The 26,973-nt window shown below is 67.7% G+C and carries 26 protein-coding genes and 1 pseudogene; 16 read left to right on the forward strand and 11 right to left on the reverse strand.

From position 1 onward, the window contains the following. Window positions 1-77: 77 nt before the first annotated feature. Window positions 78-809, forward strand: coding sequence for an SCO6745 family protein (locus NC7_RS14860; RefSeq protein WP_067983360.1), 732 nt, complete (start codon window positions 78-80; stop codon window positions 807-809). Window positions 810-1,059: 250 nt separating this feature from the next. After that, window positions 1,060-2,100: an SDR family NAD(P)-dependent oxidoreductase gene (locus NC7_RS14865; protein WP_067983362.1), complete on the forward strand. Its 1,041-nt coding sequence runs from the start codon at window positions 1,060-1,062 to the stop codon at window positions 2,098-2,100. A 28-nt stretch (window positions 2,101-2,128) separates the two neighbouring features. On the opposite strand, the gene NC7_RS14870 is transcribed toward NC7_RS14865, so the two are convergent. Then, on the reverse strand, window positions 2,129-2,713 hold the full coding sequence (locus tag NC7_RS14870; RefSeq protein ID WP_067983364.1) for a TetR/AcrR family transcriptional regulator: 585 nt from the start codon (window positions 2,711-2,713) through the stop codon (window positions 2,129-2,131). A gap of 108 nt (window positions 2,714-2,821) precedes the next feature. On the opposite strand from NC7_RS14870, the gene NC7_RS14875 reads away from it, so the two are divergent. Together NC7_RS14875 and NC7_RS14880 are read left to right on the forward strand one after the other, a co-directional pair. Then, on the forward strand, window positions 2,822-3,841 hold the full coding sequence (locus NC7_RS14875; RefSeq protein ID WP_067983366.1) for an aldo/keto reductase: 1,020 nt from the start codon (window positions 2,822-2,824) through the stop codon (window positions 3,839-3,841). Between the two features lie 65 nt (window positions 3,842-3,906). Continuing rightward, a complete protein-coding gene (locus NC7_RS14880) occupies window positions 3,907-4,524 on the forward strand; it encodes a transglutaminase-like domain-containing protein (RefSeq protein ID WP_067983741.1) in 618 nt (205 codons plus the stop codon). 3 nt (window positions 4,525-4,527) lie between these two features. Here the strand turns inward: NC7_RS14880 and NC7_RS14885 are convergent, their stop codons facing one another. Together NC7_RS14885 and NC7_RS14890 are read right to left on the reverse strand one after the other, a co-directional pair. Then, window positions 4,528-5,382: a hypothetical protein gene (locus NC7_RS14885; RefSeq protein ID WP_201449885.1), complete on the reverse strand. Its 855-nt coding sequence runs from the start codon at window positions 5,380-5,382 to the stop codon at window positions 4,528-4,530. 124 nt (window positions 5,383-5,506) lie between these two features. Continuing rightward, a complete protein-coding gene (locus NC7_RS14890; protein ID WP_157102011.1) occupies window positions 5,507-6,166 on the reverse strand; it encodes a hypothetical protein in 660 nt (219 codons plus the stop codon). 186 nt (window positions 6,167-6,352) lie between these two features. On the opposite strand from NC7_RS14890, the gene NC7_RS14895 reads away from it, so the two are divergent. Beyond that, entirely contained in the window at window positions 6,353-6,916 is a 564-nt protein-coding gene (locus tag NC7_RS14895; protein ID WP_067983371.1) for a hemerythrin domain-containing protein, read from the forward strand. A gap of 34 nt (window positions 6,917-6,950) precedes the next feature. On the opposite strand, the gene NC7_RS14900 is transcribed toward NC7_RS14895, so the two are convergent. The 3 genes from NC7_RS14900 to NC7_RS14910 all read right to left on the reverse strand — a co-directional run bounded on the left by NC7_RS14900 (window position 6,951) and on the right by NC7_RS14910 (window position 9,774). After that, window positions 6,951-7,811 carry an alpha/beta fold hydrolase gene (locus NC7_RS14900; RefSeq protein ID WP_067983372.1) on the reverse strand — a complete coding sequence of 287 codons (861 nt, stop codon included), beginning with the start codon at window positions 7,809-7,811 and terminating at the stop codon, window positions 6,951-6,953. Window positions 7,812-7,899: 88 nt separating this feature from the next. Beyond that, window positions 7,900-8,613, reverse strand: coding sequence for a ferritin-like domain-containing protein (locus tag NC7_RS14905; RefSeq protein ID WP_236573449.1), 714 nt, complete (start codon window positions 8,611-8,613; stop codon window positions 7,900-7,902). A 153-nt stretch (window positions 8,614-8,766) separates the two neighbouring features. Further along, window positions 8,767-9,774: an HNH endonuclease gene (locus NC7_RS14910; RefSeq protein ID WP_159372872.1), complete on the reverse strand. Its 1,008-nt coding sequence runs from the start codon at window positions 9,772-9,774 to the stop codon at window positions 8,767-8,769. Between the two features lie 489 nt (window positions 9,775-10,263). On the opposite strand from NC7_RS14910, the gene NC7_RS29580 reads away from it, so the two are divergent. Further along, entirely contained in the window at window positions 10,264-10,407 is a 144-nt protein-coding gene (locus tag NC7_RS29580; RefSeq protein WP_159372873.1) for a hypothetical protein, read from the forward strand. 40 nt (window positions 10,408-10,447) lie between these two features. On the opposite strand, the gene NC7_RS14915 is transcribed toward NC7_RS29580, so the two are convergent. Then, entirely contained in the window at window positions 10,448-10,804 is a 357-nt protein-coding gene (locus NC7_RS14915; RefSeq protein WP_067983378.1) for a DoxX family protein, read from the reverse strand. Then, on the reverse strand, window positions 10,801-11,403 hold the full coding sequence (locus NC7_RS14920) for a TetR/AcrR family transcriptional regulator (protein ID WP_084458493.1): 603 nt from the start codon (window positions 11,401-11,403) through the stop codon (window positions 10,801-10,803). Before NC7_RS14920 ends, NC7_RS14915 begins: the two co-directional genes overlap by 4 nt. Before the next feature lie 479 nt (window positions 11,404-11,882). Here NC7_RS14920 and NC7_RS14925 point away from each other — a divergent pair, with 479 nt between their 5' ends. Then, window positions 11,883-12,866 carry a coiled-coil domain-containing protein gene (locus NC7_RS14925; RefSeq protein ID WP_236573450.1) on the forward strand — a complete coding sequence of 328 codons (984 nt, stop codon included), beginning with the start codon at window positions 11,883-11,885 and terminating at the stop codon, window positions 12,864-12,866. 11 nt (window positions 12,867-12,877) lie between these two features. After that, window positions 12,878-13,063: a hypothetical protein gene (locus NC7_RS14930; RefSeq protein ID WP_067983379.1), complete on the forward strand. Its 186-nt coding sequence runs from the start codon at window positions 12,878-12,880 to the stop codon at window positions 13,061-13,063. 19 nt (window positions 13,064-13,082) lie between these two features. Here NC7_RS14930 and NC7_RS30515 read toward each other — a convergent pair whose 3' ends face one another. Beyond that, the gene (locus tag NC7_RS30515) at window positions 13,083-14,135 is read right to left on the reverse strand and encodes an LGFP repeat-containing protein (RefSeq protein WP_067983747.1); all 1,053 of its coding nucleotides are present in this window, start codon (window positions 14,133-14,135) and stop codon (window positions 13,083-13,085) included. A gap of 3 nt (window positions 14,136-14,138) precedes the next feature. Then, window positions 14,139-14,807: pseudogene (locus tag NC7_RS30520) on the reverse strand (DUF1906 domain-containing protein); the annotation flags it as partial. Window positions 14,808-15,130: 323 nt separating this feature from the next. On the opposite strand from NC7_RS30520, the gene NC7_RS14945 reads away from it, so the two are divergent. The 8 genes from NC7_RS14945 (at window position 15,131) to NC7_RS14980 (ending at window position 23,302) form a co-directional block, all read left to right on the forward strand. Next, window positions 15,131-16,564 (forward strand): S8 family peptidase, encoded by a 1,434-nt coding sequence (locus tag NC7_RS14945; RefSeq protein ID WP_067983381.1) that lies wholly within the window; start codon window positions 15,131-15,133, stop codon window positions 16,562-16,564. Between the two features lie 8 nt (window positions 16,565-16,572). After that, window positions 16,573-17,202 carry a maltokinase N-terminal cap-like domain-containing protein gene (locus tag NC7_RS14950; RefSeq protein WP_067983383.1) on the forward strand — a complete coding sequence of 210 codons (630 nt, stop codon included), beginning with the start codon at window positions 16,573-16,575 and terminating at the stop codon, window positions 17,200-17,202. Window positions 17,203-17,323: 121 nt separating this feature from the next. Further along, on the forward strand, window positions 17,324-18,529 hold the full coding sequence (locus NC7_RS14955) for a GNAT family N-acetyltransferase (protein WP_067983385.1): 1,206 nt from the start codon (window positions 17,324-17,326) through the stop codon (window positions 18,527-18,529). A 108-nt stretch (window positions 18,530-18,637) separates the two neighbouring features. Then, complete coding sequence (locus tag NC7_RS14960; RefSeq protein ID WP_067983387.1) at window positions 18,638-19,279, forward strand: TetR/AcrR family transcriptional regulator; 642 nt, start codon at window positions 18,638-18,640, stop codon at window positions 19,277-19,279. Window positions 19,280-19,283: 4 nt separating this feature from the next. After that, entirely contained in the window at window positions 19,284-19,931 is a 648-nt protein-coding gene (locus NC7_RS14965; protein ID WP_067983389.1) for an enoyl-CoA hydratase-related protein, read from the forward strand. A 180-nt stretch (window positions 19,932-20,111) separates the two neighbouring features. Continuing rightward, window positions 20,112-20,705, forward strand: coding sequence for a DUF308 domain-containing protein (locus NC7_RS14970; protein WP_067983391.1), 594 nt, complete (start codon window positions 20,112-20,114; stop codon window positions 20,703-20,705). A 213-nt stretch (window positions 20,706-20,918) separates the two neighbouring features. After that, window positions 20,919-22,352: a three-helix bundle dimerization domain-containing protein gene (locus tag NC7_RS14975; protein ID WP_236573452.1), complete on the forward strand. Its 1,434-nt coding sequence runs from the start codon at window positions 20,919-20,921 to the stop codon at window positions 22,350-22,352. 122 nt (window positions 22,353-22,474) lie between these two features. Then, complete coding sequence (locus tag NC7_RS14980; RefSeq protein ID WP_067983393.1) at window positions 22,475-23,302, forward strand: alpha/beta fold hydrolase; 828 nt, start codon at window positions 22,475-22,477, stop codon at window positions 23,300-23,302. A gap of 201 nt (window positions 23,303-23,503) precedes the next feature. Here the strand turns inward: NC7_RS14980 and NC7_RS14985 are convergent, their stop codons facing one another. Continuing rightward, on the reverse strand, window positions 23,504-26,800 hold the full coding sequence (locus NC7_RS14985) for a HEAT repeat domain-containing protein (protein WP_067983395.1): 3,297 nt from the start codon (window positions 26,798-26,800) through the stop codon (window positions 23,504-23,506). Between the last annotated feature and the right edge of the window lie 173 nt (window positions 26,801-26,973).

Consider the following 26,973-nt stretch of genomic DNA (forward strand, 5'->3'; position numbering starts at 1 on the left):
CGAAAGCCCTTCCCTCGCTGACTATTGTCAACTAAAGTCTGCTGCGATCCAGTAAACAGCGGAAGGTGTTCACAAACATGTCGGCAGTCAAGCAGCAGGTACTCGAACTCGGTGGCGCGTTCATGATGTCGCGTGAGGCGCGCCAGTTCGGGGTCGACGTCGGCGTGCCGGGTTTCCACGGCCCGTACACGCGCGGACGTGGCGGAGTGCTCGGGGAGGTCGACGCCGATGTCGTGGTCGGCGCGTTCGGCTTCTTCGAGCCCGAATGTATCCGTGCCGCCTGGAAATCCGTGCCACTTCCCGCCGCCGAGGCGGCTACCGGCTACCTGGCCGCCTGTCACGAATTCGGCCGTCGCAGACTCGACGGCTTCGACGGAGCCGAACGCCTGGCCGAACTGCTCGGCAAGGTCGTCGAGGCGGCAGAGCCCACCGCGGTTCCTCTGTTCGCGGGCTGGCGGGCCATGCCGCTGCCCGACGACAGTCGCGCGGCGGTCCTGCAGCTCACCCACGTCCTGCGTGAGCTGCGGGGCGGCCTGCACCTGGTCGCCGTCCTCGCCCAGGGACTCACCCCACTGCAAGCCGTCCTGATCGCCGGTTCCCCGATCGCCGACGGCCCAACCCACGCGCAGCGGCTCGGCTGGACCGAACCGTTCGAACCGATCACCGACGACATTCGGTTGCGCTGGGCGGCGGCCGAGAAGCTCACCGACGAACTGGTTTCCCCGTTCTTCGCGGTTCTCACCGAGGCGCAGGGCGCCGAGCTGGCCAGTCTGATGGGAGAGGCGCACCGCGTCGCGTTGTCGCGCTAGTTTTTCGAAGCCCGTGTGGCTCGCCGAATCCGGCGACCCACACGGGCTTTGTCGTGCCCCTCGGCCGTGATAACGCACCGGCCCCTCGGATGAAAGAAATCACACTCGACAGCAATCGGAACGGTTGCGGAACAACGCGCGTCCACTTGTTGTGCCAGCGCATGCGATCTACGCCACGTAGGCCCCGATATTTGGTTGATTTCCCCGATCTCACAAACTTTGCCGTCGTCACGGCAGGGCGCACCGCTTCGTGCGCGCCGAATTCGAGGCGCGCGACACTCTGCCTCGCAAATGGCTATCAGCAGCGAGCCATCATCGCCACCGCACTGGCGCCATCGCCACTCACCGACCGCTGCACCTCGACGTGCGGGCAGGGGAGTGGCACTACCGAGGGCCCGCCACGACGATCGGCGTCCTCGAGAGCGTGCACTTCGCCGGTGGCATGCGCTACGACACCCCCGTCACCCGCACCGACGGGTCGTTCGACATCAACCTGTGGACCGGCACCCGACGGATCCGCGTCCTCACCCTGATCGCCGGGCTCTACCAGGGACGTTTCACCGGACGGCCCGGCACCGCCTGCCATCGCGCCTCCGCGCTGGACCTGCGTCCCGACCGGGCCGCCCCCTTGGAACTGGACGGAGAGATCATCATCGCCGAATCGGCACGCCTCGACGTGCGCGATACCGCCGCCGTGTGGAACTGGGTGCGCCAGGCGCATTCTCGGTACGGACGCATCGACGCCGCCGTCACCTTCGCCGCACTCGGCTTCGTCGGCGCCGTGGAGGAAACCGACCCCGACGAAGCCGCAGCCATCCTCGACACCAATGTCATCGGCACGCACCGGGTCCTGCGCGCGGTCCTGCCGATCATGCGCGCGCAACGCGCCGGTCGGGTGATCGTGGTGAGCTCGGGCGCGGGCGCGGTCGCCGAACCCTACGGCGGCTGGTACTCGGCCACCAAGGGCGCGGTCGAACGTCTCGGCGAAGCCGTGCGGAGGGAGGTCGCCCCGTTCGGTGTGCACGTCTCGATCCTGGCGCCCGGCTGGACCGTCACCCCGATCGATGCCTACGACACCACCCGCGCCGACGTCCTCGCCCGTGTCACCGGATATCTCGAGGCAGGTCAGTCACCCGAAGCGGTCGCGCGCCGCGTCCAGTCCATCCTCACCGCCCGTCGCCCCCGCCAGAGCTATCTGTGCGGATCCGACGTCCGCACCTCCTTCTGGACCCGACGCCTCGTCCCGGCCCGGCTCTACGAACATCTGGTCCGCCGGTATTGCGGTCTCTGAGCACGAGACCTTCCGCCCGACAGCGAGTTCAGTGCTGTCGGCGTAATCCGGCGACGATGAGCTCGACGACGCGCCGCGCGTCGTAGCGCTGGTCGGTTTCCGCGCCGATGCACGCATTGCCGATGCCGCGCAGCAACAGGTAGGGCTCGATGTCGGTGCGGATCTCACCGGCCGCCGCAGCGGCATCGAGCAACTCGCCGCATGCGGGCAGCAGCCGGTCGAGGAAATCGGCGTGCAGGGCCTGCAAGGTCGGGTCGTCGGACCGCAATGCAGCGGCGAGACCGTGCTTGGTGACCAGGAAGTCGGTGAACAGGTCGATCCACCTGGTCAGCGCGTCATAGGGGTCGGTGCTGGCCAGCAGTCGCGGTGCGGCTTGTGCGCAGGCCTCGACCTGGTGTCGATAGACCGCGACAATGAGGTCGGCTCGGGTCGGGAAGTGTCGATAGATCGTGCCGACTCCGACACCGGCCGCGGTGGCGATCTCGCGCACCGGGGCGTCGACTCCCGAGGCGACGAAAGTCGCGGCGGCCGCCTCGAGGAGGGTTCGTTCATTCCGCTCGGCGTCGGCGCGCTTGCGCGGAGTCTTCGCCGTTCCGGTGTCCCTGCCTGCCACGTGGCGTTCCCTCCATCGGATTGCTTGAAAAACGGAACGCTGTTCCGTATGTTGGTTATCGGAACAACGTTCCGCTTCTTGCAGGATACCTCCGGGAGAGGAAAACCCATGCAGTACCGCACCTTGGGCCGCACCGGCGTACAGGTCAGCACCCTGGCGCTCGGCGCAATGAACTTCGGCCGGATCGGCAACACCGGCCAGGACGAGGCCACCGCGATCGTCGATGCCGCGATCGAGGCCGGGATCAATCTGATCGACACCGCCGACGCCTACAGCGACGGCCAGTCCGAAGAGATGCTCGGTAAGGCCATCGCCGGTCGCCGTGACGACCTGGTCATCGCGACCAAGGCCTACCTGCCGATGGGCGAGGACCGCAACCGGCGGGGCAGCTCACGCCGCTGGCTGGTGACCGCGCTGGAAGACAGCCTGCGCCGCCTCGACCTGGACCACGTGGACCTCTATCAGATCCACCGGTGGGACCCGAACACCAGTGACGAGGAGACGCTCTCGGCGCTCACCGACCTGCAGCGGGCCGGGAAGATCCGCTATTTCGGCTCGTCGACCTTCCCCGCCTACCGCATCGTGCAGGCGCAATGGTCGGCCCGCGAGCACCACCTGAGCCGTTATGCCACCGAACAACCCGGCTATTCGATCCTGCAACGCGGCATCGAATCCCATGTGCTCCCGGTGACCGAGGAGTACGGCCTCGGAGTGCTCGCCTGGAGTCCGCTGGCCTCGGGCTGGTTGTCGGGCGCCATTCGGGCGGGTCACGAGATCACCACCAGCCGTTCGGGATTCATGCCCCATCGTTTCGATCTCGACGTTCCCGCCAACCGGGCCAAACTCGAGGCCGTCGAGCGGCTGGCGAAGGTCGCCGAGGAGGCGGGGTTGACGATGATTCAACTGGCGCTCGGGTTCGTCACCGCCCACCGGGCGGTGACCAGCGCGATCATCGGCCCGCGAACCATGGAGCATCTGCGTTCGCAGCTCGCTGCCGCCGATACCGTCCTGTCGGCCGAAGTTCTCGACGAAATCGACGAAATCGTTCTTCCAGGAGTCGATCTCTCGGCCGAAGAGAAGTTCGACACGCCACCGGCCATTCTCGACGCCACCCTGCGACGTCGATGACGACCCATCCCCGCGTCCGCGAAACGGAGGTGCCGACAGACAGCGGCGGGCAGTACATTTCCGCTGTGACACAACAATCCTGGGTTCCTGAGGCGCGGAGCCCGCAGGCTTACCTCGACGGCGACTCCATCATCCAACTCGACGACGACGCGGTGACCGCCGTCGCGCGCGACCTGCGGCGAACCGCCCCCGACGACGTCGACTTCGCCCGCGCGGCCTTCAACTGGGTCCGCGACGAGGTCGACCACTCCTACGACATCCAGGATCCCCGCGTCACCCTGACCGCCGGGGAGGTGGCCCGCGAGCGAGTCGGCCTCTGCTACGCGAAATCCCACCTCCTCACCGCCCTCCTGCGCAGCGCGGGCATCCCCACCGGGCTGTGCTACCAGAAGCTCACGGACGGCGACGGCCACGTCCTCCACGGTTTGGTCGCCGTCCACCTCGATGGCGGTTGGCACCGTCAGGACCCGCGCGGCAACAAGGAGGGCATCACCGCCGAGTTCTCCCTCACCGAGGAACGCCTCGCCTGGTCGGTCGACCCCACCCTCGGCGAGATCGACTACCCCCAGGTGCTGGTCGCCCCCGCCGCTTCGGTGGTGAAGACCCTGCGCGACGCCGAGCCCGGCCGCTCGATCCTCGACATCGCGTTGCCGACGTCGTTGGCAGGACACGACATCGGTTGATCCTCAGTCGTTTCCATCCGCGGCGGAGTCGATTCCCCACCGGGCACGCAACACGCCGTCGCTGTCGGGCAGGACGCCGGTGAGCAGGGGGCGAGGCCCTGCATCGCCCGTACCCACGATGCTCGCGGCCCGTGCACGAGCCACGTGCGTCGTGAGGTCGGCGAAACTGGTGTCATCGACGGTCGCGCTGATGATTCGTCCGAGTTCGTCCTCCCAAACCATTTCGACGAAGCCATCGTCGGGGAGGTCGGCGAGGACGGTCTCGACATCGCTGGACAGGTCCGGCCAGAGGATGAGTCGAGAACGAGGGGTGAGCCGGGCGCGGGTCGCCTCGACCGTGTCATCGGTGAGGCGATGCCAGCGCGACGCGCCCTGGATGTAGCGCTCTTCGAGAAGGACAGCGCGATGCTCGGTCACATGGCGGCGGAGCCGCATCCAGAAGGAGTCGTCGGCAGGTCGCCGCTCACCGCACTGGTCGTCGAAGGCGGCATCGTAAGGCGACGCAACCAGGGGTTCGGCGAAGAGTCCGAGCGAGTGTGTGCGGGCGGATGCGTTATCACACACCTTATCGGTTCCGACGTAGACGTATTGGTCCCAGCCGACGTGAACCGCGAACACGTCCTCGACCTCCAACCGGCACCAGGCACCGTTGTCGCGCAGCATCGCACGCACCAACTCCAGGCAGACGGCGATCGAAACCGCCGCGCCGTCGTGGAATCCGGTGAGGTCGGGCGGGAAGAGCCCGGCCAGACCGTATCCTTCGACACTCGGTTCCAGCCCGAAATGGACAACGTCGGGTATCTGGGGTTCCCGAATCATCACGTGGTCGACGCCGACCTCTGCGGCGAACGCGGCCACTGCGCGCAGATAGGCGGATTCGACCGGGCCGTGGTCGCAGCTCGCTTCCTCAGCACCGACATATCGACCACACTCGTCGCGGTCGTCGGGGTCGTACTTGGTGACTCGGTAGGTGTACCGCACATCAACGCCCGACGGGGGCCGCTGCTCGGCTGACCAGGGCCAACTCGGCTCCGGTCAGGGCGGACATCATGATCGCCTCGCCGAGGTTGCCCAGCGGGGGACAGACCGTCGCCGCGCCGGAGGCCACGACCAGCAGCACGATGCCGATCAGGGGAAAACGCAAGTGCTCGGTCCGCCACAGCGACACCGCCGCGGCCAACAGCACGGCGGAGACCACCAGCGCGGGGATCGGGACCGCCGGATGTTGTGAGCCGTAGCGGAAGGTGTCGGCGAACGTGCGTGGCACCAACCGCACATGGGCCAACTCGCCGAGCACACCCCACAGCACCATCGCGACCGTGAGAACCAGTGCCGCCCGGCGCAACCACGCCGTGGCATAGACCCGGTCGACGGCCCACAGCACCAGCAGCGGAGTCAGCAGGGCGTGGGCGACGAACCTGCCGACGCTCAGCCCGTGCAGCAACGCTCCTTCACCGATCAGCGCTCCGAGGCCGAAAACGGCCGAGTCGTAGGCGATGCCGACCCCGACCACCCCGAGTAACAGCACCCGCAGCCGACGCTCCGCCCGCGCCCACAGCAGTCCGACACACAACAACTCGACGCCCGCGACCACGAGCACAGCGAAGGACACCACAGCACAGCTCTCCAGAAAATCGCTCACGTCCGCGCCGGACGGTCGCTGCCACGCTATCCGACACGCGACCGATCACCGACCGACGGTGGGATATCGCCGTCGGACCGCAGGCAACCTGGCTATTGTGGGCGACAGCGGCGGTCCGGCACCGCCCACCGCGTTCTGTCGCCCAATGACCTGCGATGACTGCCTGATTCGAGCCAGGAGGAAGACGTGGACATCACCGAATTGATTCTCGACGACCACCGTGAGCAGCGACGCCTGTTCGCGATTCTGGAGCAGATCGATCCGAAGGACGTCGAGGTACTGGCGGCGATCTGGGACCGGCTCGCGGCCTTCCTCGAACTGCACGCCCAGGCCGAGGAGGAGATCTTCTACCCGGAACTGCTGCGGGTCGGCATCTCCGCGCGGCGCACCCGCCGGGTGGAGGACGAGACACTCGACGCCATCGGCGACCACAACGACATCCGCGACGCGGTCGGGGAAGTGGCGTGCCACAAGGTCGGGTCGCCCGGGTGGTACGCCGCCGTCGCCGCCGCGAACACCGCCAACGGCGATCACATGGCCGAGGAGGAACGCGAGGGACTCACCGAATTCCGCCGCCTCGCCGGTCTCGGGGAACGACATCGGCTCGCCGTCGACTTCGCGGCGTACGAGGCGCGCAACTACGCGGGTGTTCGCCCCGTCGACAAGGACCCCGAAGGCTATGTCGAGTTGGTGGAGGAACAGGCCGCGTCCTGGTCGAAAGGGTCGTTGGGCATCGGCCCGATGCGGTGACGCGGCGAGTTCCGTGGCAGGCGCAACTGCCGACTCAGCCGATCGTGTCCCGGAGGATGCGGGCGAAGGCCTCCGGCTGGCCCGGGTAGCCGGACTCGGGGCCGGTGAACCCGCCATGATGACTGGGAAAGACCACCGGCCGCTCGCCGAGTCGCTCGGCCAGTGCCGTCGAGGTGCGTTCGGTGACCGTGCCGGTCGATTCCTCGCCGTACCCGATGACGATGCGGGTCGGTGCCGCGGTCAGCGCGGCGATGTCGGGGCGATAGGCCAGGACAGGGCGGGAGCGCTGCGACAGCAGCGGGTGGTCGCGGGAGCCGTCGTCGTCGACCGGCAGCCCGAACGCGGCGGGATCCGCGGCGGGCGCGGCGAAGTAGTCGTCGCTGAATTCGCCGTCCCAGGATGTCATCGCGATGAACGTCGCCATTCCCGCGCCGAATCCTCTCGCCGCGTAGGCGGCGCGGTACCCGTCGGCCGCGCGTTCGGCGGCAGCGGCGTCGGGAAGCACGGTCAGCAGGGGCGGTTCGTGCGCAACCAGGGTCGTGACGTCCTCGGGGTGGGCGGTCACCAGCGCCAAGGCGACAATGGCGCCACCGCTGCTGGCGAAGAGTTCGACCGGCCCGGCCCCCAAGGCCTCGATGACGGCGTGCACGTCCTCGGCGTGCACGGCGGGAACGTTGTCGACCGCACCGTCGGAACGGACGCTGCGGCCCAGTCCGCGCGGGTCGTAGGTCACCACGGTGCGATCGGGAAAGAACGCGGCCAGCGCCGCGAACCCGTCGGCTTCCATCGGGAGACCGGTCATCAGCAGCGGCGGCCGCCCATCGGCGGTTGGCAGCGGCCCGTGGACGTCGTAGGTGAGGGTCGCGCCTGCGGTATCGAGCTTGTGTGTGGTCATGTCTCTATTGACGAGGTGGGCGGCGAGAACTCATCGGCCGCAGGCCGCCGCCGAGGTCGAGCGCGGACAGCTCTCTCGACACGCCGCCTCACGTCCAGTCGTATCGGCGCGGATCCATGCGCTGCCAGGCGCGGTTCATCTTGGCGTAGGCCGCCTTGCGGTAGTGGTTCCAGGTGAAACCACCGGCCCGCAGCGCCCGATGATGACCTACCCACACCAGCGCCATGACTACGGCGAACAGGACGCGGTGGGCGATCATGGTGAGGTGAAACCGGGTGCGTGAGCGGTCGGCCAGCAGGGTGGCCAGGCGTTCGCATTGCAGTTGGACGTGGGGGACCTCGTCGGCCAGGATCTGCGCGCATACCGTGCGGATCACCGGTGAAGTGGTGGCCCGCCGGATCGCGTTGTAGTAGACCATCGCGAGGGTTTCGACCATGACGACCGGTGTTGTCCACACCTCGATGTTCGTGATGCTGTACCGCAGGCGACGAAACAGGCTGTCGCCCCAATCGGTCTGTCGGCGTGGAATTCCCGCGTCGTCGAGGATTCGCCCGAGCAGAGCGCCGTGGCGTTGCTCCTCCCGAATGAACAGCGCGATGACCTCACGGTAGGCAGGGTCGTCGGTCTCGGTGGCGAAGCGGTCGGCCGCCGCGGCCAGATGCCGACCGTCGGAGGTCTCGCCCAGCTGCCAGCCCTGTAATGAGCGGCGAATCGGCGCGAGCTCGGCAACATCGACACCGATGCCGTTCTCCTGCCACGGAATAGCGCGCTGCCTGGCGGCATTGCCATGAAAGTGATCCAACCACTCCTGGCTGGACCGCACCCGGCGCGTTTCCGCCCGCGAACGTACCTCCGACGACGAACCGACCCGTTCCCCCACTGCTTCCCCCTCTGTTCGCCTCCACTCCTACCTCATCAGCAGCGAAGACGCCACCACGATGCCGCCTGTCCGCGACTAGCCAGCGCCGTCACGGACGAAGGCCGCGAAGGCCACGGCGATCAGATCAGGGGAAGGCCGACTATCGAGACGGGCCGGTAGAAGCAGCGAACGTCCGTTCAGGTCGCGAAGTTGTTCCGATGCCGGGTCATCGCCCTCCACCATCAGCCGATCGGCGATGCGGATCGTGTAGTCCGGTGTGATTCCCAACAATTTCGCGGCGAAAGCGCGGTGATGGTTGCTACAGAGGAGCAATCCGTTCTCGATGCTCGATGTGGTGTAGAGCTTTCCGGATGCGTCGTCGATGGGCCGTGCGGCATCGACGATATGGACGGCATCGAGGAGTTGAGCGACACCGAGACCGCATACGGCGCAACGGATGCCGTACGCGTGGAGCAAGCGCGCACGGAACTCGGCCGAGTGAACACGATTTCGGGTTTGCTCGGCCCGGTCGGGGACCCGCGCACCGACCTGACCCGGCAGGTCGGTGTCGATGGTGAGCATGAATCGACGACGTTCTCTGTCGTCGGCGACGACATAGACAGGAAAGATCGGCACGTAGGTGCCGTGGCCGATCATCCGGAACAGGATCAACGGCAGCCTGAATTCCAGTGCCTTGCGTAGCTTCTGGTTGTCGCCGTCGATCGTTCCGGAACGGTAGGCGTAACCGAACCCCGAATCGCCGTATTCCTCGTCGCTGGAGTCTTGGCCCCCGCGGGACATCACCGACAGGGTGGCGAGCATTCCGCGTGGGCTGCGGATTGCGCGATTGCGGTCGATGAGGGGGAGCGAGGTCCCGTCGATGGTGAAGTCCAGCAGATCGGCCCTGCTCAGAGTGCCCCGCTGGTCGATAGTTTCTCTCAGACGGCGGAAGATCCGCTGCCGCAGAGCCGCTTCGACACCGACCGCATCTGCGCGGCCGGTCAACGGATCCACGTAGCGCGACTGCTCGACGGTGGGGCGTTCGCCCGAGGTCGGGTCGGCTGGCCCGTCGTGGTCGACAGCCGTGGCCAGTTCGTTCTGCAACTGAGCCCACCTGGCACGCCACCGCTGAGCCACCGCCATGAGCAGTGCTGGGTCGCAGTTCGGGTCCTCGTATCGTGACAGCGCGCGAACGAAAACTCTGACGGTGTCCCACCGTGGTCGGCTCTTGCCGCTCAGCAGGTTGCTGATGCTGCCCTGGGAAATGGCGGTTCCGTCTTCGGCTGTGAGCTTGGCGATCCGCGCATAGGCCGGACTGCCTGCCTCGACCCACCGCTCCTTGACCTCTGCGCTGAACTGCTGCAGAGCCGGATGGGGTGTTCGGGCCACGGCCGCTCCTCGCTTCGCACTGCCCCCGGACGGAGCGCTGATGCACAGGCTAGCCGATTCGCCGATAGTGTTCAATCTTGTTCAATTATGTGGTGATTCAGGAGAGGAGGTGGCATCGTGTCGATCATGAGTTCGAACCGGCCGGGAAGGTCACCAGCACCCTCGATCCGGCAGCACCGCAACCGATTCGGCAATGGAGCGGCCATGGTGGACCTGGGTGCGCTGATGTCCATCATGATCGGCTTCTCGGTGATCTACCTGGTCGCCGGGGCCACGGCATTGGTGCCGGTGGCCTCGGCGACGATCGCGCTCTATTCCCTGTGGAAGGGGCGAAACGCCAAGTTGTAGTGACGAACGCTCGTCGGCGCTACCTGTCCGATGCGGTGTCTCACACGACGAACGTGAGCGCCGCCGCTACCGACAGGGCCAGCATGCCGAGGCAGTTGATCCAGAACTCGGAGCCGAGGAATCGGGCGCGGTAGTGGGCGTAAGCGGCGCACACGAAATAGGCGACTACGCCGACCGCGGTGGCGAACCCGGCACCGGGATACTTCAGTCCGACTAGGAGGCCAGCTGTCGCCGCCAGCTTGATGGTGATCAGGGTCCACCACCAGTCACGCGGAAAGCGGACGCCGTCGAGGCATCGCTGAATGAACATCGGTGGGCGCACCGATATGAGTGCGTCCGAGAACAGCGACAGGGCGAGTAGTGCCGGTAGCCACCATGGTTGGGAAGCGTGGATCATTGGTTTCCTTCGGGATGCGCGATGACGAATTCGATGGTCTGACGTAGTTGGTCGGCCGCCTCGGGCATCGCGATGGCACCGCTGGCAGCGGTCATCAGCAAGCCGAGATAGGCGAGATAGATGGTCCGAGCGCCGGGACCGACCTGGCTGACGGGCAGCGTTGTTCGGGCGAGCACGGTTTCGAGTTCGCCGAGCAGAGCCAGCGCGAGGTCTCGAAAGATCACCGACTGATGGGTTCCGCGGACGAGGACCGCCAGGTACTCGCGTGAGAGCTCGGAATCGAGCGCGAAGTATCCGACGAAGGGCTCGAAGAGCCGCAGCACATCCTCGGTGGTCGCGGTCTCCGTTGAGGGCGTGAGGTCGGTTTGCCTGCTGTTGTGCACCGAGCTGATCCAGTTGTCGAAGATCGAGACGAGCAGTGCGTCCTTTTCGCCAGCTGCCATGACGGTCCCGGTGCTCACGTTCGCTTCGGCGGCGATCTGCCGAATCGTGGTCGCCTTGAAGCCGCGAGTGCGGAAGAGCTGTTCGGCCGCCGCCAAGACCCGCTGTCGCGTCGCGGCTTGTTGCGCCGACCGTGACTGAACATGTTCATTGAACATGTTCAGAATGCTATCCCAAGGTAAGGCGCAGACGCAACGGCAATCTCGTCGACCCACAGCGAGTGGTACCGGCGTACAACCGCACCCAGTTTTCGGCTGCTATCGACGCGGTTACGTAGCGTTGGTTGCTACCAAACGTAAACGGAACAGAGTGGACGTCATGGAGAAGGATCCGTCATCCTGACCCCCGATAATGTTCACTTATCGGGAGTCAGAATGGAACGCCTGCGAACATCAAGCTCGCGACCCGGCACTGTTTTCGTTTCGTCTAATACGTAACTACAAAACGAAATCAACGCTACGATATGCCGGTGTCGAGTGTCTGCAACTACCCCGGATGTGCACGTCCCATTACCCGCAACGGTGGCCCCGGCCGACCGTCGGAATACTGCGACCACCCCGACCACACGCGATGGCGCGCTTGGCGAGAAAGACAACGGCAGCAGCAGGAGGCAGCGGAGGGGGGAGAAACCGTCACTGTGACGGCAGCGCAGGGCCCGGTGACGGTCGCGCGCTTGCGAGCCGACGAGTTGCTCGGACAATTCCGAGGGCTGGCCGAGCAACTCGGCACCACCCTGAACGCCGCCGTGGCGGAACTGGCCACGATCGGGGATCCCTCCGTCGCCGAGGCGCAGGTCCAAGCGGTGCAGGCCGATGCTGCCCAGCGGATCGCCGAGGCGGACGTGAAAGTGGTTGCCGCGGACCGGGCACGGCGGGAGGCCGAGCAGGCGAGAGAGCAGGCGGAATCGGCGGCCGAGGACGCGGCAAGCGTCGCGGAGCAGGCCGACGAGCTCATCGCGGCGGCGCGGTCGGCCCGCGATGAAGCGCTCGCCGAGCTGGAACGCCTCAGCAAACAGACCGCCGATGACATCTTCGCGGCCCGCAGCGCCGCCGAGGAACAGGTGCGCCAGGCTCAGCGCGACGCCGCCGACGAAATCGAACGCCTCCGCGAGGAAACCGCGGCGCAGGTGGCGCGCGCCGAGCAACGCGCCGACACCGAGATCACCCACGTCCGCCGCGACGCCGAAGCCCGGATCAGTGCCGCCCACGCCGAACGTGACCTCGCCGTGCAACGCGCCGCCGATGCGGACCGGGCAACGCAGCGGGCCGAACTCGCCGTCGCCGAACGGGTCGAAGCGGCGAACGAGGCCCGCGAGGAATGGCGTCGGGCTCGCGCGGAACTGGACACGACCCGGACCGAACTCGACCGCACCCGAAGCGAACTGGCGGAGTTGCGACGCACCACCGACGCCGATGCCGAGGCCAGGCGCACCGAGGCTGCCGCGGCACTCGAGCGAGTCAGAACCGAAACCGCCGAACGCTTGGCCGCCCTCGACGACGCACGCGCGCAGACCCTCGCCCGTGCCGAGCGCGCCGAACGTCAACTCGACGAGCTCCTCGCCGCCACCAGGACAACGGATACAGCAGGGGTATCGGCAGCGGCGATCGACACACTCGACTAGCGTCAGCGCACATGACCGAGCAGCCCGGGCCCCTGGAGACGACCCGCGAGTTCGCGGCCGTCGATCTCGCCGACATGTTCAACGACGACGACACCTACACCGGACCGTCGTCCCGCACCAGAATCATCGCGATCGTGGTGGTCGCGGCGCTCGTGCTCGGCGCCGCGGCCACCACCCTCGCCCTCCTACTCGGCTGACCCGGCCCCGGCTCGTGCGTTACGCGGGCCGGTCCAACGGTGTGTCCGGATCACCCGAGTGTCGCAGCGCGATGACCTGTTGCGGCGCCCAATAGATGCGCCCGAACTCGAACTCCTGGTATCGACCATCGTCGTGGGTGATCTCGTCGGACGCGGGCCAACCCAACGGACCGTTCTCGAATCCCGATGCGCGCCACCGTTCGCCGATCGCGCCGTGCACTCGGTGGGCGGGCTGCCCGGCGCGGCGGTAGATCGCGCCACCCTGAAACGCCTGGGCCACCGCAGGCCCGGTGCCGCGCGGGTCGGGCAGCTGTGCGTGTTCGGCGATCGGGTAGCCGAGCGACCCCGCCTCCCAGCCGGATTCGGCGTACTTGGTCATGATCGCGGTCGGAATGGCGTGGGCGCCGGTGGCCGGGTGCCAGTACACGTAGCCGTGTTCGAACTCGGCGAAGCGGCCGAGCCCGTCGGGAGTGGCGATCTCACCATCGGTGCGCCGCACACCGAGCCACGGCGAGGCCGCCGCGCGATCATCGATGGCGTTGGGTCGCCCTCCGGCGAAACCTGCCACGTGCGAAGCGAAGACATCCCAGGGAAAGTTCGGCCCCACGTCGGTGTGGGAGCCGATGCCGAGCGCCCTGGTCACATAATTGTGGTCACTGATGCCCTCGGCGACACGATAGGGGGGTGCGATCACCTCGGTGGAGTACCCGTGCCGGTGTGCGCTGCGCGCCGCGAGATAGGCGGCGATCCGCAGATCGCCGTCGATGGACAGCCACTGCTCGCGTGACCAGGCGACGCGGCTGCCCGCGAAACACAGATTCACCGTGAACGGGTTGGCCGACAACACCGACCACGCCGCCAGCTCTTCCGGCACCACACGTACCACTACACCGTCGCGCACCGTGTAGTGGTACGAAACCCCGTTGGCCGGGTTGTTGAGATAGGCGGCCAGAGACTCGGCGGTGCCGTTGCCCTCCTGGGTGTGCAGCAGGAAGTTGGTGATGCGGGCGCCGTCGCGCGGTGAGTGCGACGGACCGAGGCGGTCGAGCTCGGTGAACTGCGGGATCGTCACGGACCGGTCCTTACTCCACTGGCCGAAATCGGGGGCGAGAATGTCGTTGACGTCGACCCGGGTGCCGTCGATGAGCGGTCCCGGATTGCTCGGGGTGTCGATCACCCGCTGGTACAGCACCGCCCGTGGTTCGCGTTCGGTGCCCGACCACGCCCGCGTCTGCCAGGCCCAGCTGAATTCGCCGCGCGTGCCGATCACTCCGTCCTCGACGGCCCACGCGCATACCCGCGAATGCCCGTAGATTCCGGTCCACGCCACACCGAGCACCGCGTTGACGCCACGGAAGAACTCGACGGCGGCGCTGTTCCACTGCGTCAGGGAGATGTCCTCGTCGACCGCGAAGAAGATCGGTGCCTCGCGTGGTGCGCCGAGGCCCAGATGCGTGGCGAGTGCCTGCTCGGCCATGCGTCTGCCGCCGTCGAAACCGGTGGTCCAATCCGACGGGGTCGGGTCTCCGGGCTTGCCGTACTGCCAGATCGACACGATGTCGAGCCCCGCGGCAGCGAGCGCGCGGGCGTAGTCGACGGTGATGGGTTTGGCCCCGAAATTCGCGCCGGGTCTGCTCGGTGACACATAAGCGAGCACGGCCGAATGGCCTGCTTCGGCGATAGCCGCCGGGTTGATGAGCCGCGCCGCGAAATCGACAGCGGTAGACATGATGACCCCCTGCATGACTGCGTATCCGATGGAATTCCGAGAAATGGTGGAACTACCGAGATGATTCACGCTGGTACCGACAACCGGCACGGGTGACCGAGGAACTCACCCTGGAATGATTCTAATCGAAACATGCACGGCGGCATTCTCATTCGCCGATGCCGGGAGGGTACCCAGGTTCGGCGAGATCTAGACCCCGAAGTCGCCCTGATCCGCCGATGGTTACCGAATGGCTAACCTCTCGCCATGATGCCGGAGTCCCAGCGGCTCGGCGTGTCGCGAAAGATGATGGGGCACAACGGTAGCGGTGCGCGTGGATGCCCTGTTCACTGGTAGCCATGGCCTCCACCCGATCCAGCAAGCAGCGCAACCCCGGTGCACCGGCGCCCGTGGCACCACCTGCGGAACTGATCGTCGTCACCGCCCCGACCGGGCCCGACCTGACACCGGCCGCTGTGCGCGAGGTCGGTGCCGTGCGCGGTCAGGTCGACAGCCTTCTCCCCGGTGACGCGCACCTTGTGCCGATCTTCGGCCCGGGTAACCGGCTCGCGAACAAGCTCGCGGATGCCCCACACGCCGGTTCCTACCTCGGCTATCACCGGGTGGTCGGGCCGATCGCGGACTTGGCGGACGTGGCGGACCGGTTGCGCGCCGAGGACACCGTCACCGCGGCATACGTGAAACCCGCCGCGGAACTGCCGCTCGCACCCCGCACGACCGTCGCCCGCGCACCCGAGGCGCCGTCGGTGACACCGGATTTCCGCGCCAGGCAGGCGTATCTGGACGCCGCACCGAACGGGATCGACGCGGCCTGGGCGCATACCCGTCCCGGTGGCCTCGGCACCGGCGTCCGGGTGATCGATATCGAGGGTGCGTGGCGATTCACCCACGAGGACCTGCGGCACAACCAGGGCGGGATCATCGGTGGAACCGCGTCGACGGACCGAGGGTGGCGCGACCACGGAACGGCAGTGGCCGGTGAGATCAGCGGTGACCTGAATCCGTTCGGCATCACGGGTATCGCGCCCGAAGCCCACATCCGGGCGATCTCCATCTTCGGAATCGGTTCGGCGACGGCCATCCGGTCAGCCGCCGACGCACTCGATCCCGGTGATGTGCTGCTCATCGAACTGCACCGCCCCGGACCCCGATTCGATTACCGGGCGACCCCCGACCAGCGCGGCTACATCGCCGTCGAGTGGTGGCCCGACGATTTCGCCGCCATCCGTTACGCGGTCGGGCGCGGCGTGATCGTGGTCGAAGCGGCGGGCAACGGTGCGGAAGACCTCGACGCGCCGGTCTACGACACGCGACCGAGCGACTTCCCCGCCGACTGGCGCAACCCGTTCCGCGACAACGATTCCGGGGCCGTGATCGTCGGTGCCGGTGCGCCACCACCCGGTCTGCACGGTCGTGACCACGGTCCGGCCCGCTCCCGCCTCGGTTTCTCCAATTACGGCTCCCGCCTGGACGTGCAGGGCTGGGGTCGCGAGGTGACCACCACCGGTTACGGCGATCTGCAGGGCGGTGACGACGAAGACCTCTGGTACACCGACCAATTCAGCGGCACCTCCAGTGCGTCGCCGATCGTCGTCGGCGCGATCGCCGCCTACCAGGGCATCAGCGCCACCGGACCTGGACGCGCCACACCCGACGCTGTCCGCACCCTGCTGCGGACGACCGGCTCGACCCAGACCGCGGCTCCCGGTCGGCCGGTCACCCAGCGCATCGGCTCGTTGCCGGACCTGCGCGCGATGACCGCCCGGCTGTAGCCTGCGATATGGCGATCATTCACCAGACCACGCTGACCCCGAGCAAGCTCGAACTGCTCGAAGCCTGGTTGCCGACACGACGGTGGTATCGCGGTGCCACACCACGGCTGAGCAAAGCGGGTGGTTTCCGGCTCGACGACCCCGACGGCGTGGTCGGCATCGAATTCCTGCTCCTCATCGATGATTCGGCCACCGGCCCGCAGCTTTACCACGTCCCGCTGACCTACCGGGGAACGCCGCTGACCGGGGCAGCGGACGGCTTGGTCGGCACCACCGAGCACGGTGTCCTCGGGCGTCGATGGGTCTACGACGCCACCCGTGATCCGGTCGCGGTGAACGCCGTCGCCGACCTCCTCGCGGGTCGCGCGACCGCCCAAGCCCAGAACTACAGCGAGACCGTCGACTCGACCGTGCGGGTGCGCCGAGTCGACGTGCCGAGGACCGTCGTCGCTCCGGTCGACACCGACACCCACACCGATCTGCCGACACCGTCGGGCCCGACACTGCGCGTCCATCGCCTTCCCGTCGACCCGCTACCGGATTCGACGGGTACGGTCGCCGTACCGTATGTGCTTGCCGGAGTGCGCCGCTCGGTGGTGGAGGTCCTCAGCGTGAGCCCCGCTCCCACCGGACCCTGACGACCACGACCCGGTTACGGCGGGCGTGGGGCCGTGCGTCCGGCACGCCGGGCCGGGGCGGCCGTGTGCAAGGACCGAAAATCAGGTGTGGTCGGGAGCGCGGCGTGGGAGTGTTCGGTGCATGACTTCGGTGCAGACGATTCGGGTACGGGAAGCTACTCGCGCGGACGCGGAGGCGATCGTGCTGTTGCAGGAGACCGGGTTCGGGATGCGGTACGAGGAGGCCGAGCTCGACCACAAGCTGCGGATCTTCCCGGTGGAACGGTCGTTGGTCGCGGTCGACGGAGATCGCGTCGTCGGGCACACCGTCGATATCACCATGAGTGTCACGGTGCCGGGGGAGCGCAGCGTATCGGCGTGTGGTGTGTCGGGCGTGGCCGTGGCACCGACGCATCGGCGCCGTGGCATCCTGCGTGCCCTGTATTCCGCGCAGCACGAACGCACCGAGCGTGACGGGCTGCCGCTGACGATTTTCACGGCCAGTGAAGGCTCGATCTACGGGCGATTCGGGTACGAGACCGCGATCTTCGAGAACACGGTCGTCGTGGATCGGCACAAGGCGGAGTTCCGCGCCGGCACACCCGATCCCGGGGGCGTGGAGATCAGCACGATCGCGCAGGCCGCCGACCGAATTCGCGCTGTCTACGATCGATGGCAAGCGCGCACACCTGGTGCGCAACGGCGACCCGACGCGAAATGGGACCTCGTCTTCACCGATCCACAACGTCATCGCGGCAACGCCACCTCGCTGTTCGTCCTGCTCCACGCCGACGGCTACGCCCTGTACCGTCGGCGCTACGACGAGGGGAAATCGATTGTCGTCGTCGCCGAATGGCGCGCCGTCACCCCGGATGCCCGGATCGCGCTGTGGCGGGTTCTGCTCGGTATGGACCTGGTCGACTCGGTCGAGGCCACCGTCGCCGACGACGACCCGTTGCCCTATCTGCTCACCAATCCGCGCGCCGTTCAGCTGACGAATCGGGGCGATTCGCTCTGGGCCCGCCTCATGGACATTCCCGCGGCTCTCACCGCCCGGTCCTACCGCCACGACCTCGACACGGTCATCGCGATCCGCGACCCCTTCCGCGACGCGGGCGGCACCTTCGCCCTCCACATCAGCGGTGGCCGCGCCGAATGCGCCCCGACCACCCGCCATCCTGCGCTGACGTGCGACATCAATGTCCTCGCCGGGCTCTACTTCGGTGCCAACCGAGCCACGGCCTACGCCGAGGCCCACCGCCTCCACGCCGAGAATCCCGGCACCCTCGAAGCTTTCACCGAGGCCTTCGCCACGCCTCACGCGCCCGAACTCGGCTGGTTCTTCTGAGACCGGAATCGCGAGTCGTCCGAGGTTGATCCGGGGCAACAACCCGTCCTGGGCGTAGAAGATTCGGCCACCCTCGTTATAGAGCACATGCTCTGTTATGCTCAGCTCATGCCCCGGCCTCGGATACACGACCTCGATGACCTGCTGGACGCCGCTGAGCGCGTGGCCGTCGAGTCCGGACCCGCTGCCGTGACCGTGCGGGCGCTATCGGAGGCGACCGGGGTGTCGAATGGAGCGATCTACCACGCCTTCGGGTCCCGAGCCGGACTGCTCGGCCGCACCTGGCTGCGGGCCGCCCGACGGTTTCTCGAGATGCAACGTCGCGCCGTGGACCAGGCGCTGCCGATGAGTCCCTCGTCGGATCAGGCGGTCGAGGCCGTGGTGGCGGCAGCCGACACACCCGCCGAATTTCTGTTGCAGCACGCGGCATCGGGGCGCTTTCTGCTCACCGTGTCGCGACAGGAACTGCTGGGCGCCAACGAGATCCCCGATGACATCGCCGAGGAACTGCGACGACTCGACGAATCGCTCACCGAGTTGTTCGTCGTCCTGGCGCGCGGCGTCTACGGGCGGGGTGATCGGGAAGCGGTCGCCGTCGTGCGAGATTGCGTGGTCGAACTGCCGACCGCCTTGCTGCTTCGTGGCCGCCGCGACCCCGAACCCGCGGTGCGTCAACGGCTTGCCGCCGCTGTGCGCGCCGTTCTCGCCCAGCCGCTGGGCGACTCCAGCATCGAGAAACGAGAGAGGTAACACCATGACCGCCACCCTGCGCTACGAGGACAAGATCGCCGTCCTCACCCTCGGCGACGACGAAAACCGGTTCTCCCCGGACTGGATCGACGGTGTCGACGCCCATCTGGACACGGTCGAACGGGAGGCCCAGGGCCTGATCACCGTGGGCGGCGACAAGTTCTATTCCAACGGCCTCGACCTGGAATGGCTGATGGCCAATGGTGACCGTGCCGACTGGTACGTCAACCGGGTGCAGGAACTGTTCGCCCGCGTCCTCACCTTCCCGCTGCCGACCCTCGCTGCCGTGAACGGCCACGCCTTCGGTGCGGGCGCCATGCTTGCCATCGCCCACGACTACCGGATCATGCGGGCGGACCGGGGCTACTACTGCTTCCCCGAGGTCGACATCAACATTCCCTTCACCGAAGGCATGGCCGCGCTCATCCAAGCCAAACTCACCCCGCAGGCCGCGGTGACCGCCATGACCACCGGCCACCGCTTCGCCGGTCCCGACGCCTCGGCCGTCGGCCTCGTCGACGCCACCGCCGCCGAATCCGAACTGCTCACCGACGCCGTCACCACACTCACTCCGCTCCTCGGCAAGAACCCCGCCACCCTCGCCGCCATCAAGAACACCATGTACGCGACCGTGACCGCTGCCCTGCGCTGACCGGCTCAGCCGTCACGGCTCGACCCGACTTCGTCGTCGGCCCCGCGAAACTTCTCGTGGCGCCGACCAGCCTTCGCCGCTCGAGAGTGCGGCCCCGAGATGCCCTACGCGCGCCGGTAGGCGACGCCACACCACACTGGTTGAGGCGCACCCGGCCGGATCGGGCATAGGGTGGAACGTATGTCCTTGACCGACGGGGAGGGGCAGCACAGCGGGGGGACCCGGCAGGCGATGATGATCGCGGGCGGGGCGTCGTTCGTGCTCGGAGTGGCGATCCTGCTGTGGCCCGAGCGCGACGAAGCCACCCTCGCGGTCGTTTTCGGGGTCGCCTTGCTGATCAGTGCGCTGGTCCAAGGCTTCCTGGCGTTGTGGGCGCGGCTCGGGTTCCTGCTCCGGGTGCTCGTTCTGGTGAGTGCTGTGCTCACCTTCGTGCTCGCGGGCCTGGCGTTCTCGGGCGGCAACATCGAACTGCTCGCACTGTGGATCGGGCTCGGGTGGACAGTGCGGGGAATCGTGCTCGCACTCGTCGCGGTGTGGGACGACGACCGGGCCGACAGCTGGGTGGCCGAGCTCTGCGGGCTCGGGACCCTCGCGATCGGGATCACGGTCATCGCCGTGACGTTCAGGACCGTCACCGGCCTGGCGACGATGTCCGGTGCCGGGCTGATCGTGATCGGCGCGCTGGACCTGCTCGCCGCCGGTATCGTGCGGGCCACGCGCAACGACACCGGGCCCGCCTCGACGATGAGCACTCAGGCGGTCGCCGAGCGTTGAGGCCCAATCACGCACCCGCAGTGCACTTTTCGCGGCGATGGACGAACATCCGGACAACATGACGTTGCCGGGAGCGGAGCGGGTGCTGAACTCTGCGTGCCGGGCCGTTCACAGCTGGGGTAACTGTGCTGCGCGCCGGTAGCGTGGCCCGCGGCGTGCGCAGGTCGCCGCGCGCCGCGTCCGCAGCCCCGAAGTAAGACCAGGAGAATTGTGGTGTCGCGCGTAATCCCCGGCGTAGCTGCCGATGCCGTCGAACGTGAGAAGCAGGCCATGCGGCGCATGACCGAAAGCCTGGTCGAAGATCTGTCGGACAATGTGCCCGTGGAGCAGGTGACTTCGGCCGTCGGCGCCGCCCACACCCGCTTCGAAGGCAAGCCGATCCGGGAATTCGTGCCGATTCTGGTCGAGCGGATCGTGCGCACCGAACTCGCCGATTCCGACCCGACCGTGCGGGTACCCGCACCCGTCGCGCGCACGGCGGCTGCCGAGCAGCCTGCCGAACCGGTCGTCGTCGAGGAGACGTCGGCCGCGTCGTCGATGAGCAGGCGCAAGCTCGTTTCGCTGTCGGTGGGTGCGGTCGGTGCGGTGGCCGTCGTCACCGCCGGGATGACGGTGTTCACCAGCGGTACCGACAGTTCGACCGCCGCACCGGTGCACGAACCGGTCGGCGCGCTCACCCTGGTGCGCGGGGTGGTCGGATCGGAGAAGATGTCGTTCTTCGCCGACGAGCGCGTCGTGAAGGTGCTCGCCGACAACGGGATCCGTGTGGAGGCGCAGCCCGCGGGGTCGCGTCAGATCGCCACCGACGTGAACCTGGACAACTTCGACTTCGCCTTTCCGTCGAGCAGGCCCGCCGCCGAACGCATTCAGCGACTGCGCAACGTCACCGCCAAGTACACGCCGTTCTCCTCACCGATCGCGATCGCCACCTACCGGCCGATCGCCGACCTGCTCACCGCGGCCGGTGTCATCAAGCCCGGTCCGGTCGCGACCTTCGACATGCAGCGCTACCTCGAGCTCACCGCCCAGGGTGTGCAGTGGGATGACCTGCCGGGCAACACGACCTACCCGGTGGCCAAGAACATCCTGGTCTCCACCACCGACCCCCGCAGCTCCAACTCCGCCGCCATGTATCTGTCGATCGCCAGCTATGTCGCCAACGATCACACCATCGTGCGCGGCGGCACGGCCGAACAGCATGTACTGCCGACGCTGTCGAAACTGTTCCTCGCCCAGGGATACACCGACAACAGCAGCGAGGGGCCGTTCACCCAGTATCTGACCAACGGGATGGGTCCCACGCCCATGGTCTGCATCTACGAGGCCCAGTTCGTCGAGGCGGCGGGGCAGGGACGGATCACCCAGGACATGGTCCTCACCTATCCGACGCCGACCGTGCTGTCGAGCCACACGCTCGTCCCGCTCACCGACACCGGCGACCGTATCGGCAAACTGCTGACCGAGAACGCCGAACTGCGCCGTCTCGCCGCCGAACACGGTTTCCGCACGGGCGACAACGCGCAGTTCACCGCGGTGGCCGCCGAACGTGCGGTGCCGGTCCCCGCCGAGCTGATCGACGTGGTCGACGTGCCCGCCTACGAGACCCTCGAGAATCTGCTGGACGGGGTGGCCAAGTCCTACAACTGAGTTCGGTTCGCCGACCTGCGGAGATCCCGGTCCGAAAAAAGTTTTCGCGAACAGCGATGAGTTCTGGCGGCGGGCACCGTCTTTACGGGTGCTACCTGTAGGCCGAGATCCGGGAGAGGCTCATGACCGCCAGTTCCGCCGTCACCACCGGCACCCTCGTGGTGCCGGATGCCCGTTTGTACTACGAGGTCAGAGGGTCGGGGCCGCTGATGGTGCTCGCGGGCGCACCGATGAACGCGGCCGCGTTCGCCCCGCTGGCCGAGCAACTCGCCACCACCAACACGGTCCTCACCACCGACCCGCGTGGCCATCACGCCAGCCCCCTGAACAGCCCGGACCGGGACTCCACCGCCGCGGCTCGCGCGGACGACCTGGCCCGGCTCATCACCCACCTCGACGCGGGCCCGGCGGTGGTGTTCGGTTCCAGCGGCGGCGCGGTGTCCGCGCTCGCCCTCACCCAGAATCACCCCGACCTGGTCACCACGGTCGTCGCCCACGAACCACCACTGCGCGAACTGCTGCCCGACGCCGACGCTCAGCGCGCCCGCACCGACGATGTCATCGCGACCTTCGTCGGCGGCGATGTGCTCGGCGCGTGGCGAAAGTTCTTCGCCCAAGCCGATATCCCGATCCCTGAGGCCGTCTTCGAGCAGATGTTCGGCGGCGAGCGCGATCCGCGGCAGGTGGCAAGCGAACGCTCCTGGTTCACTCACGAAATGGCCCACACCACCGCCTGGGTGCCCGACCCGCCGCTGCTCCGCTCGGTTCCCACTCGCGTCATCGTCGGTATCGGCACCGATTCCACCGGGCAGCTCTGTGACCGCACCTCCCGTCAGCTGGCCTCGGCGCTTGGTCTCGACCCGGTTCTGTTCCCCGGCGACCACGTCGGATTCGTCGACGACCCGGTCGCCTTCGCCGCGCGCCTGCGCGAAGTGCTCGACGAGCCGTGAGCGCCGCACCCGCAGCTCGGTCAGGTCTGCGGTGCGGCACGCCGAATTGCCCAAGGGGACTGCCTGGAAGGTAGCGGTCGTCCGCGACCACCGAGACCGACTACCAGTGCGGTTCGATGACCAAGCCTAAGCCGCGCTGGTATTGATGCGGCTCGTCGACGAGGGACGGTCGACCTGGACGGACCTATGGCATCTCCTGACCTACTCCGGCGCAGTGAAGACGGCGTGGGCGGCACGGCGGACGTCGGGGTCGGGATGGGTGCGCAATCCTGTCAGCCCAGCGGCCCATTTCTCCGACCAGCCGAACTTGTTTCCGCAGCGGTCGATGACAGTGAGTGCGGCCAGTGCAATGGCAGGCGCCGTACTTCGGGCGAGTTCGGTGCCGACCGCGTGAAACGTTGTCTCCGGGGTGGTGCCGAGTTCGGCAGTGATCAGCTGGGCGAGGTGGTAGGCCGGTCGCGTGACGAGGGTGCCGGTGGCGTACGTGGCGGCTCCCTCGAGGGCTGCGACGACACCGGTGGGGTCGGTCCAGCGGATGGTCGTCATGATGAGTTCGATGACCTTCCCGTGCCAGATCGGGTCGTCGGCCAGGGCGGCGACGACGGGTGCCGACAAGACTCGCGGGCTGGTCGGGTGACCGCGGACGACCGCCCCGAAGCCGTCCAGCACCGCCGAAAGGCGTTGGTGCGCAGGGATGTCCCGGTCGGCGGCAGTGAACTCGGCGCCGCGCAATCTGCGGACGGTCTCGACCACCGCCGTCGCGTCGTCCTCGGTTCGGGCAGCGGTCAGCAATGCGCGCATCGCGGCGGTCCAGGTGCCGACCGTGGCGAGGTCGGTGAGCCGGTCGACGATCGTCTCGCGCGTGCCCGGCGCCCACCAGCGCTGCCAGGAACACAACGCGCTGAGTGCGGCGGCAGCCACGCGGGGATCGTCAACGGCGGCGAGATCGCGCACCGAGGCCGCGAACCGTTGCCGCTGCGGAACCGGCAGCAGGGCAGGCCTGATGTCGAGGACGGCGCCCGCCACCTCGGCGTCGGCCGTGGCGTCGGCGAGCAGCGCCCATGTCCGTTCGTCGTCGAGGAGGAATCGGGTGGCGAACACGGCGGCGCGCCGCACGTCACGGTGTGCGTCGGCGCGGGTGGCGAGTCCGACGATGATCGGCAACGCGTCAGGAGCCCGCAGCTCGGCGAGGAGCCGGATCGCTTCTTTTCGTGCGGTGATCTTGGGTGAGTCGAGCAGCGGCATGACGGTGCTCGACACCCGATTCGGTGCGATCCCTCTGGCACAGGTGGCGATACCGCTGACCGCGACCCGAGCGCGATCGTCGCCCACGTAGCGGGCGAGGACGCCGATGGCCGCTTCGGGGTCGTCGCTGGCGCCGAGCGCGGTGAGGGCGGCTTCGACATCGATGAGGTCGCCGTTGTCGACGAACCAGGTCAACCGCGCGACACTGCCGGGCAACCGACCGAGTTGGCGGATCGCCGAGGCTCGCTCGTACGCGGTGGTCGTGCGACCGCGCGCGTAGTCGTAGAGAAGTCGCGCGTACCGGTCGACGTGGTGCGCTGACCACCGATGGAATCCGGTGACGAACATCGGCACGAACACCACCTTGCCCGACAGGAATCTGCCCGATGTCCTGGTGTTCAGCAGGGCGTCGAGCAGGTCGGTACGGCGGTCGCCGATCAGCGACTGGACCAGCGGCAGCGTGATCAGGGAACGGTCGCGAGCGAACAGTTCGTCGAGATGGGCGTCACGGGTGGCTGGCGCCGCGAGCGCGAGCCGGACAGCGCGGCGGACAGTGGAATCCGAGGTCGCGAAGCAAGCCCGCAGGATCAGCCGTTGCAGGTCGGGCAGGTCGAAGGCTCGATGGTCGAGTCCGTCGGCCAAGCTCAGGCACAGGTCGAAGCGTTCCCGCTGCGCCTCGGACATGAGGTGGGGGAGCAAGGTGGTGAGAATCTGCTGTTCGGCACCGCGGGGCAGGTTCCGGTGCAATCCGGACAGATTCGGGTCGACGGACAGGTCGGCGAGCCCGCCCATGATCCTGAGCGCGGTCGCGGTGAACGCGGGCTCGGCCGCGATACTGCCGCGCAGCAGCAAGGTGCGCGCGAGCGTGCCCACCGCGTTCGAGGTGTTCCACGATCGGTCGCGCGCTTGCAGCGCGTCGGTGGCCAGTTGTTCCAGACCGGGTATATGGTCGGTGGTGAGCAGCGACATCGGGATATCGGCGATGGCGCGGAGCGCGGTGGTGCGAACCGGATCCTGTTCGTTGCGCAGCCTCGTCGTCAGGGCGAGCAGTTCGGTGATCACCGACGGGTCACGGCTTCCCACCGCCGCCGTCACGAGTAGCGGGTAGGCGATCGCGCGTTCGTCCGCAGTCGGGCGCCGGATCGCCTCGATCAGCGCCGGTTTCGCTTCCGCCCAGGTGAGTCGTGCGGTGAGCCGGTCGTTCACCGCCGGAATGTCGGTGCCGGTGGGACGGGACAGCAGTTCGCGAGCGATCCGCGCACGGGCAGGGCCGGGGATCAGGTCGAGCAGAGCGAGATCGACCGAGGCGGGCGCGACCCCCGGCCGCGCGAGGTCGGCTCCGGCGACCGCGGCGCGCCGCGACGGGGGGAGCGCCCGCAGGAAGTCGCGCTTCGAACGGACGCCGAGATAGACCTGCCGCAGGTTCTCGTCGGGCAGGACACGCATCGCCCGCCACAGGGACGGACCTGCCAGCGCGCGGCCGTTTCCGCTCGGGTGCAGGATCAGGCGATACATCGCCCGAGGGTCGTGGCGAGTGAGCTTTCCCGCCACCGGATTCAACCTTGTCACCGGCGTGAACTCGACGGCCGCGGTGGCCAAGGCGAGCAATCGGTGCGGGCCCTCATGCGCTGCGGTCACCGGGCTGGCGGTGGCCCACGCCCACAGTTCCGCCCACTCCGCACGGTTCGCACCACGCGATCGGGTCTCGATGAAATCGAAGACTGGACCGATGTGCCTGTCGGCCAGGGTGGTCCAGTTCGTGACCGCGTACGCGAGGGTCGGCAGCCATTCGGTGACCACCGAGGCCGAGCACGACGGCAGTACCCGCGCCGCCTCCGCGTCGCCGTACAAGAGCCGGAGAGCGGGGACCAGCGCATCGGCGATCTCCCACCGACCACCGCGCCCGAGCACCCGGTAGATGCTCTTGCGGGTTCGCTGCGAAGCGCCCGGCAGCCGGTCGACTACCACCGTGGGATCGACCTCGAGGCGGATCAACCCCGTCAGAGCGCGGCCAGCCAGCTCCTGATCCGTCGAATCCAGTTGCGCCAGTAGGAAATCGCGCTCCCCACCGACGACCGCAAGAGAAATCGCTGTCCGCTGCCCCGCGCGGCCCTGCGCGGCGATCTCGCCGAGCAGACGCGACAGTTCGGCGCTTCCGGTCAGTCGTCGCGCCTCGAACGCCAAGGTGCGCATACGCTGCGGGACCGACATTCTCACCACGTCGTCCAACAGAACCCTCCCCGTACCCTTCATGGGGCCTACCGTATCCGTCGATACCGACGAGTGGTTGTGGCGCTGAATCCGGCGCCGTTTGTCGCTGCTGGGGGCGTGGTTCGTGGCGCCCGGGTTTGTGCGGACGGGACTTGGAGTTGTCCGGTGCTCGAAAGCAGTGGAGCGGTCGCACGACGGAGCGGTTGGATGACTTA

Origin of the sequence: Nocardia caishijiensis NBRC 108228 (assembly GCF_001612825.1) — a bacterium.
GTDB classification, from domain to species: Bacteria; Actinomycetota; Actinomycetes; order Mycobacteriales; family Mycobacteriaceae; genus Nocardia; species Nocardia caishijiensis.

What these genes read in the sequence shown, in the direction of transcription:
- NC7_RS14860 (WP_067983360.1), top strand. Translation starts at nt 78, where the DNA reads ATGTCGGCAGTCAAGCAGCAGGTACTCGAACTCGGTGGCGCGTTCATG.
- NC7_RS14875 (WP_067983366.1), top strand. Translation starts at nt 2,822, where the DNA reads ATGCAGTACCGCACCTTGGGCCGCACCGGCGTACAGGTCAGCACCCTG.
- NC7_RS14900 (WP_067983372.1), bottom strand. Translation starts at nt 7,811, where the DNA reads ATGACCACACACAAGCTCGATACCGCAGGCGCGACCCTCACCTACGAC.
- NC7_RS29580 (WP_159372873.1), top strand. Translation starts at nt 10,264, where the DNA reads ATGGTGGACCTGGGTGCGCTGATGTCCATCATGATCGGCTTCTCGGTG.
- NC7_RS14915 (WP_067983378.1), bottom strand. Translation starts at nt 10,804, where the DNA reads ATGATCCACGCTTCCCAACCATGGTGGCTACCGGCACTACTCGCCCTG.
- NC7_RS14920 (WP_084458493.1), bottom strand. Translation starts at nt 11,403, where the DNA reads ATGTTCAATGAACATGTTCAGTCACGGTCGGCGCAACAAGCCGCGACG.
- NC7_RS14930 (WP_067983379.1), top strand. Translation starts at nt 12,878, where the DNA reads ATGACCGAGCAGCCCGGGCCCCTGGAGACGACCCGCGAGTTCGCGGCC.
- NC7_RS14945 (WP_067983381.1), top strand. Translation starts at nt 15,131, where the DNA reads ATGGCCTCCACCCGATCCAGCAAGCAGCGCAACCCCGGTGCACCGGCG.
- NC7_RS14950 (WP_067983383.1), top strand. Translation starts at nt 16,573, where the DNA reads ATGGCGATCATTCACCAGACCACGCTGACCCCGAGCAAGCTCGAACTG.
- NC7_RS14955 (WP_067983385.1), top strand. Translation starts at nt 17,324, where the DNA reads ATGACTTCGGTGCAGACGATTCGGGTACGGGAAGCTACTCGCGCGGAC.
- NC7_RS14960 (WP_067983387.1), top strand. Translation starts at nt 18,638, where the DNA reads ATGCCCCGGCCTCGGATACACGACCTCGATGACCTGCTGGACGCCGCT.
- NC7_RS14965 (WP_067983389.1), top strand. Translation starts at nt 19,284, where the DNA reads ATGACCGCCACCCTGCGCTACGAGGACAAGATCGCCGTCCTCACCCTC.
- NC7_RS14970 (WP_067983391.1), top strand. Translation starts at nt 20,112, where the DNA reads ATGTCCTTGACCGACGGGGAGGGGCAGCACAGCGGGGGGACCCGGCAG.
- NC7_RS14980 (WP_067983393.1), top strand. Translation starts at nt 22,475, where the DNA reads ATGACCGCCAGTTCCGCCGTCACCACCGGCACCCTCGTGGTGCCGGAT.
- NC7_RS14985 (WP_067983395.1), bottom strand. Translation starts at nt 26,800, where the DNA reads ATGAAGGGTACGGGGAGGGTTCTGTTGGACGACGTGGTGAGAATGTCG.